The 16,615-nt window shown below is 64.0% G+C and carries 16 protein-coding genes; 7 read left to right on the top strand and 9 right to left on the bottom strand.

All coding sequences use genetic code 11. The features are described 5' to 3' along the window. Positions 1–28: 28 nt before the first annotated feature. Positions 29–799: an SDR family oxidoreductase gene (locus ACVWY6_RS01235; RefSeq protein ID WP_457535733.1), complete on the bottom strand. Its 771-nt coding sequence runs from the start codon at positions 797–799 to the stop codon at positions 29–31. Between the two features lie 91 nt (positions 800–890). On the opposite strand from ACVWY6_RS01235, the gene echA20 reads away from it, so the two are divergent. From echA20 to ACVWY6_RS01205, 6 genes are all read left to right on the top strand, one after another. After that, positions 891–1,664 (top strand): (7aS)-7a-methyl-1,5-dioxo-2,3,5,6,7,7a-hexahydro-1H-indene-carboxyl-CoA hydrolase, encoded by a 774-nt coding sequence (echA20, locus tag ACVWY6_RS01230; protein WP_457535731.1) that lies wholly within the window; start codon positions 891–893, stop codon positions 1,662–1,664. Between the two features lie 5 nt (positions 1,665–1,669). Then, positions 1,670–2,560, top strand: a complete 891-nt coding sequence (locus ACVWY6_RS01225) for a CoA transferase subunit A (protein ID WP_023961168.1) — start codon at positions 1,670–1,672, stop codon at positions 2,558–2,560. Beyond that, the gene (locus ACVWY6_RS01220; RefSeq protein WP_457535729.1) at positions 2,557–3,381 is read left to right on the top strand and encodes a CoA-transferase; all 825 of its coding nucleotides are present in this window, start codon (positions 2,557–2,559) and stop codon (positions 3,379–3,381) included. Before ACVWY6_RS01225 ends, ACVWY6_RS01220 begins: the two co-directional genes overlap by 4 nt. Continuing rightward, positions 3,378–4,466 (top strand): NAD(P)H-dependent flavin oxidoreductase, encoded by a 1,089-nt coding sequence (locus tag ACVWY6_RS01215; RefSeq protein WP_457535727.1) that lies wholly within the window; start codon positions 3,378–3,380, stop codon positions 4,464–4,466. Before ACVWY6_RS01220 ends, ACVWY6_RS01215 begins: the two co-directional genes overlap by 4 nt. A gap of 140 nt (positions 4,467–4,606) precedes the next feature. Beyond that, positions 4,607–4,996, top strand: a complete 390-nt coding sequence (locus ACVWY6_RS01210) for a hypothetical protein (protein WP_457535726.1) — start codon at positions 4,607–4,609, stop codon at positions 4,994–4,996. Then, positions 4,906–5,961, top strand: a complete 1,056-nt coding sequence (locus ACVWY6_RS01205) for a DUF222 domain-containing protein (RefSeq protein ID WP_457536839.1) — start codon at positions 4,906–4,908, stop codon at positions 5,959–5,961. The genes ACVWY6_RS01210 and ACVWY6_RS01205 overlap by 91 nt, the downstream gene beginning before the upstream one ends. Here ACVWY6_RS01205 and ACVWY6_RS01200 read toward each other — a convergent pair. From ACVWY6_RS01200 to ACVWY6_RS01175, 6 genes are all read right to left on the bottom strand, one after another. Then, complete coding sequence (locus tag ACVWY6_RS01200; RefSeq protein ID WP_457535724.1) at positions 5,933–6,913, bottom strand: DUF389 domain-containing protein; 981 nt, start codon at positions 6,911–6,913, stop codon at positions 5,933–5,935. The two genes, ACVWY6_RS01205 and ACVWY6_RS01200, sit on opposite strands and share 29 nt — an antisense overlap. Positions 6,914–6,931: 18 nt before the next feature. After that, the gene (locus tag ACVWY6_RS01195; protein ID WP_400720527.1) at positions 6,932–7,564 is read right to left on the bottom strand and encodes a TetR/AcrR family transcriptional regulator; all 633 of its coding nucleotides are present in this window, start codon (positions 7,562–7,564) and stop codon (positions 6,932–6,934) included. A gap of 94 nt (positions 7,565–7,658) precedes the next feature. Further along, positions 7,659–9,167, bottom strand: a complete 1,509-nt coding sequence (locus ACVWY6_RS01190) for an aldehyde dehydrogenase family protein (RefSeq protein ID WP_400720530.1) — start codon at positions 9,165–9,167, stop codon at positions 7,659–7,661. A gap of 137 nt (positions 9,168–9,304) precedes the next feature. After that, positions 9,305–10,459: an acetyl-CoA C-acetyltransferase gene (locus tag ACVWY6_RS01185; protein ID WP_457535722.1), complete on the bottom strand. Its 1,155-nt coding sequence runs from the start codon at positions 10,457–10,459 to the stop codon at positions 9,305–9,307. A 45-nt stretch (positions 10,460–10,504) separates the two neighbouring features. Beyond that, a complete protein-coding gene (locus ACVWY6_RS01180) occupies positions 10,505–11,317 on the bottom strand; it encodes an SDR family oxidoreductase (protein ID WP_023961152.1) in 813 nt (270 codons plus the stop codon). Continuing rightward, on the bottom strand, positions 11,314–12,567 hold the full coding sequence (locus tag ACVWY6_RS01175) for an acyl-CoA dehydrogenase family protein (RefSeq protein ID WP_030172579.1): 1,254 nt from the start codon (positions 12,565–12,567) through the stop codon (positions 11,314–11,316). Before ACVWY6_RS01175 ends, ACVWY6_RS01180 begins: the two co-directional genes overlap by 4 nt. A 131-nt stretch (positions 12,568–12,698) precedes the next feature. Between ACVWY6_RS01175 and ACVWY6_RS01170 the strand changes: the two genes are divergently transcribed. After that, positions 12,699–14,303, top strand: a complete 1,605-nt coding sequence (locus ACVWY6_RS01170; RefSeq protein ID WP_457535720.1) for a FadD3 family acyl-CoA ligase — start codon at positions 12,699–12,701, stop codon at positions 14,301–14,303. Between the two features lie 256 nt (positions 14,304–14,559). Here the strand turns inward: ACVWY6_RS01170 and ACVWY6_RS01165 are convergent, their stop codons facing one another. Together ACVWY6_RS01165 and lysS are read right to left on the bottom strand one after the other, a co-directional pair. After that, complete coding sequence (locus ACVWY6_RS01165) at positions 14,560–14,892, bottom strand: histone-like nucleoid-structuring protein Lsr2 (protein ID WP_023961146.1); 333 nt, start codon at positions 14,890–14,892, stop codon at positions 14,560–14,562. Between the two features lie 149 nt (positions 14,893–15,041). Then, positions 15,042–16,613: a lysine--tRNA ligase gene (gene lysS, locus ACVWY6_RS01160; protein ID WP_084248163.1), complete on the bottom strand. Its 1,572-nt coding sequence runs from the start codon at positions 16,611–16,613 to the stop codon at positions 15,042–15,044. Between the last annotated feature and the right edge of the window lie 2 nt (positions 16,614–16,615).

The raw sequence follows: 16,615 nt of genomic DNA, 5'->3' as shown, positions 1-16,615 counted from the left end.
ATATCAACTCAACAGATGCAACTCTGGTTCACCCAGGTACTTCGTTCGTCCCCACGTCCCAGAACGCCAGGCGCTCGCCCCCGCCGTGTACTTCCAATGTTGACCCGGTCAGGTACGAGGCCAGCGGCGACAACAGGAATGCTGCGGCATTGCCCACATCGGATGGCAAGGCGAGACGTCCCATCGGGATCGTCCGGCCCACCGCGGCAATGCCGTCTTCATCGCCGTAGAAGAGATCGGCCTGTTCAGTTCGCACGGCACCCACCACGACCGAGTTGATCCTCACCCGCGGAGCCCATTCCACGGCCAATGTTGCGGTGAGAGAATCGAGTCCGGCCTTGGCCGCGCCGTACGCCGCGGTGCCCGGTGACGGGCGGTGTCCGCTCAGACTGGATACGTTGACGATCGATCCGCCCGATTGTTGGTCCTGCATCACCTTGTTCGCCGCCTGCGCGATGATCAACGGGGCCAGCAGGTTCAATTCGACGATCTTCGAGTGGAAACGCGGGGATGCGTCGGCCGCAAGGGCGAAGGGTGACCCGCCGGCGTTGTTGACCACGGCGTCAATTCGGCCGTAGCGCTCGACCACGTGCTCGATCATCGCGGTCACTGCGTCGGCATCCCGGATGTCGCAACTCACGAACTCTGCATACGGCGTGGAATCAGGGTCGTCGGCAGGTCGCCTCGCGCACGCGATCACCGTGGCACCCAGCTCGGTGAGGACCGAGCTGATGCCTGCACCCACTCCCCGGACACCACCGGTGACCAGCACAACCCGCCCGGACAGCTCCAGGTCCATTCAGTCTCCCGCTTCGCTCGGTTCGTTCGGTGTTAAAGTACCAAGCAATTGCTTGGTTGGTCTACAGTCCGACGGTACGCGAGGAGCATCGATGCCCATCACCACCACCACGGTCGAACCGGGGATAGCCACGGTCACGGTCGACTTTCCCCCGGTCAACGCCTTGCCATCGGCGGCCTGGTTCGAACTCGGCGAGGCCATCACGGCCGCGGGCCGAGACCGCGCCACCCATGTGGTGATCCTTCGGGCCGAGGGTCGGGGCTTCAACGCCGGAGTCGACATCAAGGAGATGCAGGCCACCGAGGGATACGACGCCCTCATCGCCGCCAACCGGGGATGTGCGGTCGCCTTCGCCGCGGTCTACGACTGCGAGGTGCCGGTCATCGTCGCGGTCAACGGTTTCTGCGTCGGCGGCGGCATCGGCCTGGTCGGCAATGCCGACGTGATCGTCGCCTCGGACGACGCGGTGTTCGGACTTCCTGAGGTCGACCGCGGTGCACTCGGCGCCGCCACCCATCTCGCGCGCCTCGTCCCGCAGCACACCATGCGGACCCTGTACTTCACGGCGCAGAACGTCACCGCTCAACAGCTCGAGCACTTCGGGTCGGTGCAGAGGGTGGTGCCGCGTGCCGAGCTCGACGAAGCCGCACTGGAGATCGCCCGCAAGATCGCTGCGAAGGACACCCGCGTGATCCGCGCGGCGAAGGAAGCGATCAACGGCATCGACCCGGTCGATGTGAAGACGAGTTACCGCCTGGAACAGGGATTCACGTTCGAGCTGAACCTCGCCGGTGTCGCCGACGAACACCGCGACGCATTCGTGGAGACCGGAAAGCCCAAAAGCGCAACGAGTAAAGGGGCCTGAACACAGTGGCAACCGACAAGACCAGCAGTCTCGACGACATCGTCGGCGAGATCGAGAGCGGCATGACCATCGGAATCGGTGGCTGGGGTTCGCGACGCAAGCCGATGGCACTCGTGCGGGCCCTGGCCCGATCGAACGTCAAAGACCTCACCGTGGTCACCTACGGTGGCCCTGACCTCGGGTTGCTCTGTGCCGCAGGCAAAGTGACCAAGGCATACTACGGTTTCGTCTCGCTCGACTCGCCGCCGTTCTACGACCCGTGGTTCGCCCACGCGCGTACCACCGGCGCCATCACCGTGCGTGAGATGGATGAGGGAATGGTGAAGTGCGGACTCGAAGCCGCCGCATCGCGCCTTCCGTTCCTGCCCATCCGCGCCGGACTCGGATCAGACGTGTTGAAGTTCTGGGAAGGTGAACTCGAAACCGTCACCTCGCCGTACCCGGACGCCGACGGACGCAGCGAGACCCTTGTCGCGATGCCGGCCCTGAAACTGGATGCGGCGTTTGTGCATCTCGACATCGCCGACAAACACGGCAATGCCGCCTACACCGGCGTCGACCCCTACTTCGACGATCTGTACTGCGGTGCGGCGAAGCGCCGCTACCTCGAGACCGACAAGCTGGTGAGCACCGAGGAGCTGGTGGCAACCGTTCCCGTGCAACGACTTCTGCTCAACCGGCTGAATGTCGACCGGGTGGTGCACACGCCGAACGGCGCTCACTTCACCTTCGCCGGCGACTACAAACGCGACGAGGCGTTCCAGCGCTTCTACGCCGAGTCCGCCAAAGACCCTGCCAGTTGGCAAGAGTTCTCCGACCGATTCCTCGCCGTCGACGAAGAGCAGTACCAAAAAGAGGTCGAGGCATGGAACGCCGAACGAAAGGCCGCACAGTGACATCACCCACGAGTTCCACCGAATCGAACGTCACCCGGGCCGAGATCTGTGTGATCGCCTGTGCCGAGATCTTTTCCGGCGCCGGCGAGACCATGGCCTCCCCGATGGCCACCACCCCGCTCATCGGTGCCCGGCTGGCCCGTCTGACGAGCGAGCCCGACCTGCTCATCACCGACGGCGAGGCGTTGATCTTCGCCGACACCCCCGCGGTGGGTGCCAGTGGCCCGATCGAGGGCTGGATGCCGTTCCGCAAGGTCTTCGACGTGGTCGCGTCGGGTCGCCGCCATGTTGTGATGGGCGCCAACCAGATCGACCGCTACGGCAACCAGAACCTGTCGGCGTTCGGTCCACTGCAGCAGCCCACCCGCCAGATGTTCGGTGTACGCGGGGCGCCCGGGAACACCATCAACCACCCGACGAGCTACTGGGTGGCCAAGCATTCGGCCAGAGTGTTCGGCGGGGTTGTCGACGTGGTGTCGGGTGTCGGATACGACAAGGTCGACCCGGCCAATCCGGCGTACCGGTTCCTCGACATCCATCGCGTGGTCACCAACCTCGGGGTCTTCGACTTCAACGGTCCCGGCCACACGATGCGTGCGTTGAGCCTGCACCCCGGGGTGAGTGCCGATGAGGTCGCCGAGAACACCGGCTTCGAGGTCGCGGGTCTCGCCGAGGCCGGCGTCACCCGCACCCCGTCCGATGAGGAATTGCGTCTGATCCGCGAGGTCCTCGACCCGAAGGGACTGCGGGAGAAGGAAGTCAAGCCTGTGGAGGCAGGAGACGCAGCGAAGCGGAGCTCGACCGGATCGGCCGCGAAGTGAATGCGCCTGCGCCCGGGCTTGCGACCCGGTTCACCGAACTGGTTGGGATCAAGTACCCGATCGTGCAGACCGGGATGGGCTGGGTGTCGGGGCCGTCGTTGACGTCGGCGACCTCGAACGCCGGCGGATTGGGCATCCTGGCATCGGCGACGATGACCTACGAGGAACTCGAAACCGCTGTCGCGAAGACCAAATCGTTGACCGACAAGCCTTTTGGTGTCAACATCCGCGCCGACGCCACCGACGCGCCCGAGCGTATCGACCTGCTGATCCGCGAGAAGGTGAAGGTTGCGTCGTTCGCGTTGGCGCCCAAGCCTGATCTCATCGCCAAGCTCAAAGACAACGGTGTTGTGGTCATCCCGTCCATCGGTGCGGCCAAGCACGCTGTGAAGGTGGCGTCCTGGGGTGCCGACGCGGTCATCGTGCAAGGTGGTGAAGGTGGCGGACACACCGGGCCCGTGGCCACGACCCTTCTGCTCCCCAGTGTGCTCGATGCTCTGGGCCCGGATGGTATTCCGGTGGTCGCAGCGGGTGGTTTCTTCGACGGCCGCGGACTTGTCGCCGCCCTGTCGTATGGCGCCGAGGGTGTCGCGATGGGCACCCGCTTCCTCCTGACCTCGGATTCCGCTGTGCCGGATGCGGTGAAGAAGGAGTATCTGTCCCGCGGGCTCAGCGACACGGTGGTGTCGAAGAAGGTCGACGGGATGCCGCACCGGGTCCTGCGGACAGAGTTGGTCGACAAGCTCGAATCGGGCAGCGCTCCCACCGCCCTGGCGGCCGCAGCAAAGAACGCCAACAAGTTCAAGCAGATGACCGGCATGAAGTGGTCGGTGATGCTCAAAGACGGGCGCACCATGCGCAAGTCGGGCGAACGCACCTGGCAGCAGATCATCATGGCCGGCAACACCCCGATGTTGTTGCGCGCCGGGCTCGTCGAGGGCAACACCGAAGCCGGTGTGCTGGCGTCGGGTCAGGTGGTCGGGATGATCGACGACCTCCCCAGCTGCGACGAGTTGGTTCAGTCGATCATGTTGTCGGCGTGGACAAATCTTGAACGTCTGGGGAAGTTCACTCCGGGAGTCTGAGTGAGGCACTATCACCCTGAAAACTGTCGGGTAGCGGGCCGCCGAGGGGCATGTTCCCTCGGCGGCTTTGTATTTGGCGGTTTTTAGGGTCGCAGGGAAACGCCTCAGGCGATGTCAGACCCCGTCGTTAGAATGTTCGTATGTTGTTGGTCGAGGGGGGAACTCGAGTCACGCAGTTGGCCGAGGGATTGAGAACTGTTCCACGCGAGGAGAACCGCCGGTTCGCGCAGACGATCGCCGACGTCGTCGAGCTGGCGACACTGCGGGTGAATGAAGAACTCGCCATCTCCGGGGATCTGGACAAGGCCGCGCGCATTCCGGTTGTCGAAGTATCCCTGCTGCTGGATGTTTCACGCACCATGGCCGGCGTCTACATCGACAACGGCCGACAACTGCGCGACCATTCCATCAGACACGTGCAGCGTTCGAAGCCGGCGACATCGGATTCAATCATGTCCGCGAGATCGTCACCGCACTCCAGGGTCTCGACGACGAGTTACTCGCCCGCGTCGAAACCGAAGCGATACTGATTGCGCAGCAGGGACTCTCACGCTCCGTCCTGCGCAACGAACTCGACCGCATGGTCATCGCCGCCGACCCCGACGGGGCAGCAGAACGACGCAAAGCGATGCAACCGCACCGCGACTACCGATCCTCCCGCGACCTCAACGGTCTTGCCCACATCTCCGCGACCATCACCGCAGCCGAAGCCGCCGAACTCGACGCACAAATCACCGCAGTCACCGGCACCGTATGCACCCGCGACCGCCGCCAACCCCACCAGCAACGCGCCGACGCCTTCGTCGCCGTCATGCGCGGATACACGCACCTCGACTGCACCTGCGAACGCGACCAATGCCCCGAAAAGCACCGCGAACCCCTACCCGCCCCACCCAAGCCGATAGTCAAAATCCACACCGACGCAGCCACCTTGGCCGGCCTGACCGGCCAGGTCCCCACCATCGACGGATACGGCGTCATCGACCCCGCACTCGCACGCGAACTCGCCGCCGACGCCACCTGGCAAGGCCTCTACAAAGAAGCCGACCAATTCGCCCGCGGCCGACATCGGAAACCCGGGAGCATTGCCCCACCACCAGGACTCCTACCACCCGACGGCCACGGCGGACTCCCCGAACCACCCCCAGGCGCACTCACCTACCAACCATCACAAGCCTTACGCGAGGCGATCATCGCGCGCGACGGCACCTGCCGCACCCCAGGATGTTCCACACCGGCATCCGAATGCGAAATCGACCACATCATCCCGTTCAACCATGCCGACCCCCGATCAGGTGGCTGGACCATCGAACAAAACCTCGGCGCAATCTGCCGCCCCGACCACAAACGCAAAACACTCGGCTACTGGATGACGCGTATGCACGCCGACGGAACCATCACCTGGACAACCCAATACGGGCAAACATTCACCACACGGCCGCACGGATTCGACGCCGCGAAGACGGTCACATCTCCGGCGGTCGAGGCTGCCTGAGTGACCGGTTCTTCAACACCCTCGCGCGGTAGGCCGACAACCTCTGCCAACTCGCCTGCTGCAGCGCCAAGGTGAGCCACCCCGCAACGGCCATCCCCGCCAAGTTGATCAGCAACTGCGCCAGACTGCCCACCACGGTGCCGCCGAGACCGAACGTGATACCCAACGCCATGTTGCCGGCGGCCGGAATCGTGGTGACCGAGATGAACACCCCCGACAAGCCACCAAGCCTTGCCGACGTCAGCGACAGCACACCAGCGGCACCCGCGAGCATCGCCACTATGAACGACCACTTGTCAGGCGAGTAGATGAACTCGGTGTCCGGCCGCGCCTCCACCACGTCGATCACCGTGATCCACCCCAGTGCGCGGGCGATCAACGCAAAGATTGTGGTGGCCACGATCGCGATCACAAAGCCGCCGCTCAACGTGGCCACCGCGCGCCGCAGCAACCCGAACCGCCGGCGCACCAGCGCAACTCCCAAAGCAGCAACCGCACCGAACTCGGGGCCGAGCACCATCGCGCCGATCAGGAGAATCGTCGAGTTCAGCACAATCGCAATCGCGCACAGCAGCGTCGCGAGAAACATGAACATCGAGAACGTCCAGTTGAACTCGGAATCCTCGTACGCCTGCTGGGTGACCTCAGTCCAGACCACCGCGTCCGCACTCGCTCCAGGAGTGACGCGTTCCGCGTCGAAAGCCTTCTGCGACATCCAAGTGGGCACTCGAGCGATCTGCACCGAACCGAACCGATGCACTCCCAGATCCCGCAGTTCGTTGATGATCTCGTTCACGCCCTCGCGGGCTACTTCGACCTCGAGCACATCGCCCGCCGGTTTGACCGACGAACCGGCGAACACGGCGACGTTGCTGACCGCCGAGTCATGGACAAGCATCTCCACGATCTGCTCGGTGAGCTCGGTCGGCGTGACCACCCGCATGTGCAGCATCGCAACAAGAGTGCCACGTCAGCGGGGAATGATCCCATCGAGCACCACACTGAGGTACTGCTCGGCCACCTGATGCGCGGTCAGCTCGCCACCGGGCCGATACCAGCGCACCGCAACCCACACGGTGTCACGCATGAACCGGTAGACCAGCTCGACGTCGAGATCGCTGCGGAAACTACCGTCGGCGACACCACGATTGAGCACGTCTTTCCAGAGGGTGCGGAACTCGACATTGCGGTCGCGTATGTAGGCGAAGCGGTCCTGCGTGGACAATCGCTTGGCTTCGTCTTGATAGATGGCGACGGCGTAGTGGTCGCGGTCGATGCTCTCGAACGAGGCAACAACCAACGCGCGCAGCGTCTCTCGCGCGGGCATGCCCGCCGCGACAACCTCGTGGTAGGTGTCAAAGAGCGAGTCCAGGAAACTACGCAGGATCTCGTCGACCATCGATTCCTTGGAATCGAAGTGGTGGTACAGACTGCCGGAGAGGATGCCCGCGCTGTCGGCGATGTCGCGCACTGTGGTTGTGCGCAGCCCGCGCTCGGCGAACAACGAACTCGCCACCGTCAGCAACTCGTCGCGCCGCGACGTTCTGGTCCGGCTGTCCGCCAGGCCTGACTCTGATTCGATCCGCTTTCGGGTCGCAGCCACCCGCCTCACCTCCAAGAGCTCAAGCCTAGCAAGCGCTTGGTTGTTCAGGTGTCCCACCTGCACGAAGCGGGTGGCATGCGATCCGTCGGTAGAGCTAGTGTCCCAGCTTCTTACGAGCCCGCGCGTTGAAGAACTTCCACAACTTCAACTGCGTGTTGGCGTTCTTGGTGTCCTTGGCAGTGAACGGCGCGGACATCATCTCGGACACCGCGATCTTCAACGTCGAGAACGCCACCGCCCGGGTGTGGGAGAAGGTGTCAAAACCGTACTTGCCGTGGTAGCTGCCCATGCCACTCTGGCCGGAGCCGCCGAACGGCAGGTCTGGCCCGAACATGTTGATGGCGAAGTCGTTTCCGTTGATCGAACCCGACCGGGTGGCGTCGGCGATCTTGGCGAATCGCTCATTGCGATCACCGTGCCAGTACATGGTCAACGGATTCGGATGACTTGTGACGTGGGCGATCACCTCGCCGAGATCGCGGTAGGGGTACACGGTGAGGACAGGACCGAAGACCTCGTCCTCTTCGATCTTCATCCCGGCCTTCACTCCGGTGAGCAGGGTTGGCGGGATCTTTCGAGCTTCCGCGTCCGGAAGACTTTCGCCTGCCGGGATCACCTGATGCTTGGTGGCACCGAGTGACACTGCATCGTCGATGAGGTCGACGATGCGGTTGAAGTTCTTCTCGTTGATGGTCGACGTGTACTGCGGATTGTCCTTGATCGACGGGAGGTTGCTGCGCCAGCGAGCCAACACCTTGTCGGTGAACTCCCCCAGCTTCGCTTCGGGCACCCACACGTAGTCGGGGCACAGGCACACCTGACCACCGTTGACCAGGCGGGCGTCGGCGATGCGCTGGGCAGCCTGATCGATGTCGGCGTCGATGTCGACGATCACCGGGTTCTTGCCACCGAGCTCGAGCGTGACGGGCACAAGGTTCTTGCCGGCCTCCGCGGCCACCGATCGACCCACATCCGGCGAGCCGGTGAAGAACATGTGGTCGACCTCGAGCTTGGCAAAATCTGAACCGCCGCCGTGAGCGCTGGTCAGCACGGCAAACTCCTCGAGGCTGAAGTACCTCGGTGCGTGCTTGGCGAGGACCGCGGTGGTCTTGGCGGTGACGGACGACGGACGCACCAGCACTCGGTTGCCCGCAGCGAATGCCGAGCCCGCCGGCACGATGGTCAGGTTGAGAGGAAAGTTCCAGGGGCCCATGATGCCGACGACACCCTTGGGGTCGTGGCGGACCTCCTGGCGGAATCCCGCCCGGGCCATCAACTTGCCCGGCGTGGACGTCTCCATCCACTTGGTGACATGCCTCTTCTGATGCGAGAGGTCGATCATGCATCCGGCGATGTCGGCGGCCATCGACAACTCGCGTGGTCGAGTCCCGAAGTCGGCATTCAACGCCTCGGCGAGCTCTTCGGCGTTGTCGAGCAACAGGGCCTGGAGGCGAACGATCCGGTCGATGCGAGTCTGCGCGTCGGGGATTCCGTCACGCAGGAACGCGGCCCGCTGCAGCTCGAGCAACTCCTGCAGCGACAACGTGTCGGCTGATTTTTGCTCTGTGACCTGCTTTTTAGCTACGTCTGCCGGTTTGGTCATAACGCGGACCTCCAAATTGCCCTTGGTTACACACGAAACGTTGGAACGATTTTCCAAGTATGTCGCAAACCAGTATGCGCCAACTCACACCAGGGGCGCCAGTGACCCGGGGGCAAAGAGGAGGTACGCGAGCTCGACTACAGCCGCTCGATGATCGTGACGTTGGCGGTGCCGCCACCCTCACACATCGTTTGCAGGCCGTAGCGGCCCCCGGTGCGCTCGAGTTCGTGCAGCAACGTGGCGAACAGTTTGGCGCCGGTGGCGCCGAGGGGATGTCCGAGGGCAATGCCGCCGCCGTTCGGGTTGACCCGGGCCGGGTCGGCGCCGGTCTCCTTGAGCCACGCGAGCACCACCGGGGCGAATGCTTCGTTGATCTCGATGACGTCGATGTCATCGATGCTCAGGCCGCTCTTCTCCAGTGCGTACTTGGTGGCGGGAATGGGCGCAGACAGCATCATCACGGGGTCGTCGCCGCGCACCGAGATGTGGTGGATGCGCGCGCGGGGCGTGAGGTTGTACTGCTTGAGTGCATCCTCAGACACCACGAGTGCAGCCGATGCACCGTCGCAGATCTGGGAGGCGACAGCAGCCGTCAGCGACGAGCCCTCGGCCAGTACCGGAAGTCCGGCCATCTTCTCCAGCGATGTCTCGCGAGGGCATTCGTCGACGACACAGTCGCCGAGCGCCACGGTCTCCGCAGCGAAGTGGCCCTCATCGATGGCGCGGCGCGCACGCTGGTGCGACTGCAGAGCCCACTGCTCCATGTCTTCGCGGCTGATGTCCCACTTCTTGGCCATCATGTCGGCGCCGGCGAACTGAGAGATCTCGGCATCGCCGAACCGCTCGTCCCAGCCGACCGATCCCTTGAACGGCCCTTCGAATCCATACTGGACGCCGGCCAGCATGGCGGCCGAGATGGGGATGGCGCTCATGTTCTGGACGCCGCCGGCGAGCACCACGTCCTGCGTGCCACTCATCACTGCCTGCGCGGCGAAATGGATGGCCTGCTGAGACGACCCGCACTGGCGGTCGATGGTGGTGCCGGGGATGTCGAGGGGCAGACCGGCCGTGAGCCAGGCGGTTCGGGCAATGTTGCCGGCCTGCGGCCCGATGGTGTCCACGCACCCGAAGACGACGTCGTCGACGACCATCGGGTCGATACCGGTGCGTTCGAGCGTCGCCTTGATGACGTGCGCGCCGAGATCGGCAGGGTGCACCTTGGCCAGTGCGCCGTTGCGCTTGCCGACCGGCGTGCGTACGGCATCGACGATGTACGCCTGAGGTTTGGACATTGTGTGCTCCTTCGATCAAAAAACGTGGCGGTTCGATCTGGTGGGTCAGGCCCGCTGGCTGGAGATGGAGACCACTTCACCGGTGAGATAGGTGGTGTAGTCGCTGGCGAGCATTGCGATGGTCGCCGCGATCTCCCAGACCTCGGCGGCGCGTCCGTAGGCCTCGCGCGAGGCGAGGTCGGCGAGCAGCTCTTCGCTCGTGACCTTCGCGAGGAAGGGATGGCGGGCGATGGAGGGAGCCACCGCGTTGATTCGCACGCCGTACTCGGCGGCTTCGATCGCCGCACACCGGGTCAGGGCCATCACCCCGGCTTTTGCTGCGGCGTAATGGGATTGGCTGTGCTGTGCACGCCAGCCCAGAACCGACGCATTGTTCACGATCACGCCGCCGTGCGGTGCGTCGCGGAAGTAACGCAACGCCGCGCGAGTCGCGCGGAAGGTGCCGTTCAACGTGATGTCGATGACGCGGTCCCACTCGTCGTCGTCCATGTCGACGACCGGGGTCTCACCACCGAGTCCGGCATTGTTGATCAGCACGTCGATACGGCCGAGTTCGGAGGCCGCGGACTCGATCAGGGCATTGACCTCCGAGGTCTTCTGCACGTTGCACACCACGGACGCCACGGTCTGGTCGGCGAACTCACCCTTGAGTTTGTCCACGGTCTCGCCGAGTCTGCGCTCGTGCCAATCGCTGACCAGCACATCGGCGCCTTCGGCCAGAGCCCTGCGCGCGGAAGCGAACCCGATTCCCGTGCCCGCGGCGGCCGTCACCACAACCTTGCGGCCGGCGAGCAGACCGTGACCTGGGATCTCTTCCGGCGGCGTCGCCAGCGGACTGGAGCCTTGCTGAACTGTCACGGTCGTGCCTCTCGAGGTAATCCGAGCACCCGCTCGGCAATGATGTTGCGCTGCACTTCATTCGAGCCGCCATAGATCGTGTCGGCGCGGGTGAACAGGAACAGCCGCTGCCACTGATCGAGTTCCACCTGGTCCGGCTCGAAGATGTTGTTGGGTTCACCCTCGCTGGTGCGATCGGGTGCGATGAGCGACGGGGCCCCCTGGACCGCCATTGCGAGCTCGCCGAGGTCACGATGCCAGTTGGCCCACAACAACTTCGACACCGAGGCCGCTCCCCCGGCGCCGCCGGTGTCCACCACGGCCAGTGTGCGTTGTGCGTGGGCCCGCATCACCCGGAGCTCGAGCCATGCCCGGGCGATCCGCTCCCGGATCACCGGGCTGTTCGACGACCCGTTGGCCTTTGCCATCTCCACGATGTGTTCGAGTTCGCGCGAGAAGCCCACCTGCTGCCCGAGGGTGGACACACCCCGCTCGAACTCGAGCAGACCCATCGCCACTTTCCAGCCCTCACCGGGTTCACCGACGACAAGGCCGGCCTCGGTGGTGGCGTCGTCGAAGAACACCTCGTTGAACTCGGAGGTACCGGTGAGCTGCTGAATCGGCCGGACGGTGACGCCGGGTTGATCGAGCGGCACGAGGAGAAAACTCAGTCCCTTGTGACGCGAGGACCCCGGCTCGGTGCGGCACAGCACAAATGCCCATTGGGCGACGTGTGCCAGCGACGTCCAGATCTTTTGGCCGTTGATGACCCACTTGTCGCCGTCGAGTGTGGCGGTGGTGGAGATGTTCGCCAGGTCCGACCCCGCGCCCGGTTCGGAGTAACCCTGCGCCCACAACTCGTCGACCGTGGTGATGCCCGGCAGGAAACGCTTCTTCTGTTCCTCGGTCCCGAAGGCGATCAGCGTCGGGCCGAGCAGTTCCTCGCCCACGTGGCTGACCCGGGCCGGCGCGCCCGCCCGGGCGTACTCCTGATGAAAAATGATGCGCTGCTCGATGGACGCGTTGCGTCCGCCGTGTTCCACGGGCCAACCGAGGCACGTCCATCCCGAGGCGGCCAGCAGCCGGTCCCACGCGAGCCGCGGCCCGTAGAACTCGTGTTCGCTGCCCGGGCCTCCGCGTGACTTCAGGTTCGCGAACTCGCCGGTCAGATTGTCGTCGAGCCACTGTCGTACGGCAGCCGCGAAATCGGCCGCCGAACCATCCCATTCACCCAGGTCCACGCCTCGGTCAGCGAGGTTGATCGCCGTCATGTGAACCAGCGTAACCGACCAAGCACTTGCTCGGTTAGCGCACCCAAGCAAGTGCTAGGTTTTGGCTTCGGAACCTGCGCTGTACCAGGTGGTACTAGCCTTTTACGCAGGTGTGAGCTCCGGGAGGAATCGTGTCCATTTCAGCAGATCAGCCCACCCCAGACCGGCTCGACGTCGACGCCGTCACCACCACACCGCAGGCCTTGCGCCGAGCCGCGGAATTGTGGCCGGACGGTCTGGCGATCATCGACGACCAGTGGGGCGAGACGGTCGAACTGACCTGGTCCGACCTCCTCGGCGCCGTGCGTACTTTCGCGGCCGGCCTGATCGCGGAGGGCATCGAGGCCGGCGACCGGGTCGCCATCTGGGCACCGAACAGCTTTCACTGGCCCATCGCCGCGCTCGGCGCCCATTTCGCCGGCGCCACCCTCGTCCCACTCAACACCCGTTACACCGCGGCGGAGGCGCTGGAGATCGTTCAGCGCACCAAGGCCCGGGCGATCGTCGTGGTCGGCCGATTCCTCGGCACCGACCGGGTCGAACAATTGTGCGCCGAGGCGGGCGGCGACCTCGCTGCCGCATCGGACCTGGCCGTGGCCATCCGCGTACGCCTCGAGGCGGATGACCATCGGGGTGCGGTCGCTGTCGACTGGAACGACTTCCTCTGTGCAGCAACCGACGAGGGAAGGGCCGAAGCCGACGCACGTGCATCTGCGGTCGCACCCACCGACATCTCCGACGTGCTGTTCACCTCAGGGACCACCGGCAGGTCAAAGGGAGCCCTCGCCGAGCATCAGCAGACGGTCGCCGGCGCTCGAGCGTGGGCCACCAACGGAAAACTGGGGACCGACGACCGCTACCTGATGGTGAACCCCTACTTCCACACCTTCGGCTACAAGGCCGGAATCCTCGTGTGCACCCTCATGGGCACCACGATGATCCCTCTGGCGGTGTACTCCACCGATGCCGCGATGCGGCTGATCGAGCAACGCGAGGCCACCGTGTTCCCCGGCGCCCCGACCATCTTCCAGACGATCCTCGACGCTCCGCGGCGCCCCGAGTTCGACCTCTCGTCACTGCGGCTGGCAGTCACCGGCGCCGCGATCGTGCCCGTGGTGCTCGTCGAGCGGATGCAACGCGACCTCGGCATCGAGACCGTCATCACCGCCTACGGCCTGACCGAGGCGAGCGGCTTCGTCACCACCTGCACACCCGACGACGACGATCAGACCGTGGCCAACACGTGCGGCCGCCCGTTCACGGGCATGGAGATCAAGCTCTCGGAGAACGGCGAGGTGCTGGCCCGCGGCAAGATGGTCATGCGCGGTTATCTCGACGACCCCAAGGCCACCGCAGAGGCGATCGACGCCGACGGCTGGCTGCACACCGGCGACATCGGAACAATCGACGAGCGCGGAAATCTCTCCATCACGGACCGCCTGAAAGACATGTACATCAGCGGCGGATTCAATGTGTACCCCGCAGAAGTCGAGCAGGTTCTCGCCAGAATCGACGGGGTGGCCGAGGCTGCCGTCGTCGGGGTACCTGATGAGCGATTGGGAGAAGTGGGGCGCGCTTACCTCACGTTGTCACCGGGCGCGTCCGTCGACGAAAAGTCGGTCATCGAGTACTGCCGTCAGAAACTCGCGAACTTCAAGACCCCGCGTTCGGTCATCATCATCGACGAGTTCCCACGCAATGCCGGCGGCAAGATCCTCAAGCGCGAACTGCACTGAACCCGGCCATGCCTGTCTTCGCGAGCTTTGTTCCGCTGATGAACAGTTTGTCTCACTTCGACTATCCGCAACTCGAAAGGGACAACGGTTTGTCACACAAGTTCACAAATGATCGCGACGGTCATAAATGTTTTCGATTCTTTTCTGAATGCGCACTAATACAATTCGAAGAGAACCGCCGGAGAAACAAATGACGGGCGGCCCGATTCCTCGGGCCGCCCGTCATTTTGACTACAGTTGTGGTCAGTTCAATGCGTCAGTGCGCCTCGTTGTAAGCCTCGACGACATCCGCGGCAATACGCCCACGCGATGACACCTGGTGGCCGTTACGACGGGCCCAGTCACGGATTGCCGCGGTCTGCTCGCGATCCACAGATGCCTTGGTGGCGATCCCTTTCGCGCGCTTACGGCCACTCACACGTCGGGCATGCTCAGCCCATTTCGCCACGTCGTCACGCAGCTTGTCAGCGTTCTTGCTGGACAGGTCGATCTCGTAGGTGACGCCATCGACGCCGAACTCCACGGTCTCGTCCGCTGTCTTGCTGTCATCAACATCATCTACGAGTGTGACGGTTACCTTCTTAGCCATAATGCTCCATTCTGATGGCTCCCGGATCCAACTTTGACAGTTCCGGCACACAACGCAAACGAACAATATTCATGGTGGCCGCCTATCGGCCGCCAGCATAGCGCGAATGAACCGTCAACGCTAATAAGAGGAAGTGTTTTCCAGTAACGTCATTGCTGCGGCTTGACGAGTGGAAAGAGGATGGTTTCGCGAATGCCGAGACCCGTCAGAGCCATCAGAAGTCGGTCAATGCCCATTCCGGTACCGGTCGTCGGCGGCATGCCCTGCTCCATGGCCGCAAGAAACTCTTCATCGAGCACCATTGCCTCATCATCACCGGCACGAGCCAAACGGGCCTGGTCGACGAACCGCTCCCGCTGAATCACCGGATCGACCAATTCGGAATAACCGGTAGCCAATTCGAACCCGCGGACATAGAGATCCCACTTTTCACTCACACCCGGCTTGTCGCGGTGCTCACGCACCAGGGGTGATGTCTCGACCGGGAAATCGCGGACGAATACCGGCCCCGACAACCCGTCGCCCACCTGGTGTTCCCAGAGTTCCTCGACGAGCTTGCCGTGGCCGTAGCCCTTGCCTGCCGGGATCTCGAGCCCCACATCGGCGCTGATGGAGAGCAGTTTCTCGACCGTCGTGGCCGGCGTGATCTCGATCCCGAGCGACTCGGAGAGCGAGGGATACATCTCCACCGACTTCCATTCCCCACTCAGATCGTTGATCGATCCGTCGGCCATCTCCGGGGTCAGGGTGCCGAGGGCGGCCATCGCCACTTCCTGGATCACCTCACGTGTCATCGTCGCCGAGTCGTCGTAGGTGCCGTACGCCTGGTACGTCTCCAGCATCGCGAACTCGGGCGAATGGGTGCTGTCGGCGCCCTCGTTGCGGAAGTTGCGGTTGATCTCGAAGACCCGCTCGATACCGCCGACCACAGCCCGCTTGAGGAACAGCTCTGGGGCGATGCGCAGGTAGAGGTCGATGTCGAGGGCGTTGGAATGGGTGACGAACGGCCTGGCGGCCGCACCACCGTGCAGCGTCTGCAGCATCGGTGTCTCGATCTCCAGGAATCCCCGCCGCTCCAGCGCCGCGCGCAGTTCCCGCAGGACCGCGACGCGTGTCCGCGCCATCTCGCGGGCCTGGGGTCGCACGATGAGGTCGACGTACCGCTGGCGGACACGCGTTTCCTCGTTCATCTCCTTGTGCGCCACCGGAAGTGGGCGCAGCGCCTTGCTCGCCATCTGCCACGTGTCGGCGAGCACGCTCAGTTCTCCGCGTCGCGAGCTGATCACCTCGCCGTGTACGAACACGAAGTCACCGAGGTCCACGTCGGACTTCCAGGCGGCCAGCGATTCCTCACCCACGCCGTTCAAGCTGATCATGGCCTGCAGCTGCGTGCCATCGCCTTCTTGAAGTGTTGCGAAGCACAGCTTCCCGGTGTTGCGGATGAAGATCACCCGGCCGGCGATGCCGACGACCTCACCTGTCTGGGTGTCGGGCTCGAGGTCTGGGTACTTCGCGCGGAGCTCGGCCAGTGAATGGGTGCGCGGAACCGACACGGGGTAGGCCTGACCACCCTCGGCGAGGATGCGATCGCGCTTCTCGCGCCGAACTCGCAACTGCTCCGGGGTCTGGTCCTCGGTGTTGTCAACTGCTGCATTTTTCCGGCCTTGGCCACGGGCTTCATTCACGCCAACGACCCTAGCGGCCGAACCTGGGTTGGCCATAT

This window comes from Williamsia sp. R60 (assembly GCF_054063855.1).
The sequence above is the reverse complement of the archived record's forward strand: the minus strand, read 5'-3'. Positions and strand labels throughout refer to the sequence as shown.

Bases quoted from the DNA above. Each gene is read 5' to 3' on its own strand.
- ACVWY6_RS01235 (WP_457535733.1), bottom strand. From the start codon at position 799: ATGGACCTGGAGCTGTCCGGGCGGGTTGTGCTGGTCACCGGTGGTGTC.
- echA20 (WP_457535731.1), top strand. From the start codon at position 891: ATGCCCATCACCACCACCACGGTCGAACCGGGGATAGCCACGGTCACG.
- ACVWY6_RS01210 (WP_457535726.1), top strand. From the start codon at position 4,607: ATGTTGTTGGTCGAGGGGGGAACTCGAGTCACGCAGTTGGCCGAGGGA.
- ACVWY6_RS01200 (WP_457535724.1), bottom strand. From the start codon at position 6,913: ATGCTGCACATGCGGGTGGTCACGCCGACCGAGCTCACCGAGCAGATC.
- ACVWY6_RS01190 (WP_400720530.1), bottom strand. From the start codon at position 9,167: ATGACCAAACCGGCAGACGTAGCTAAAAAGCAGGTCACAGAGCAAAAA.
- ACVWY6_RS01185 (WP_457535722.1), bottom strand. From the start codon at position 10,459: ATGTCCAAACCTCAGGCGTACATCGTCGATGCCGTACGCACGCCGGTC.
- ACVWY6_RS01175 (WP_030172579.1), bottom strand. From the start codon at position 12,567: ATGACGGCGATCAACCTCGCTGACCGAGGCGTGGACCTGGGTGAATGG.
- ACVWY6_RS01165 (WP_023961146.1), bottom strand. From the start codon at position 14,892: ATGGCTAAGAAGGTAACCGTCACACTCGTAGATGATGTTGATGACAGC.
- lysS (WP_084248163.1), bottom strand. From the start codon at position 16,613: ATGGCCAACCCAGGTTCGGCCGCTAGGGTCGTTGGCGTGAATGAAGCC.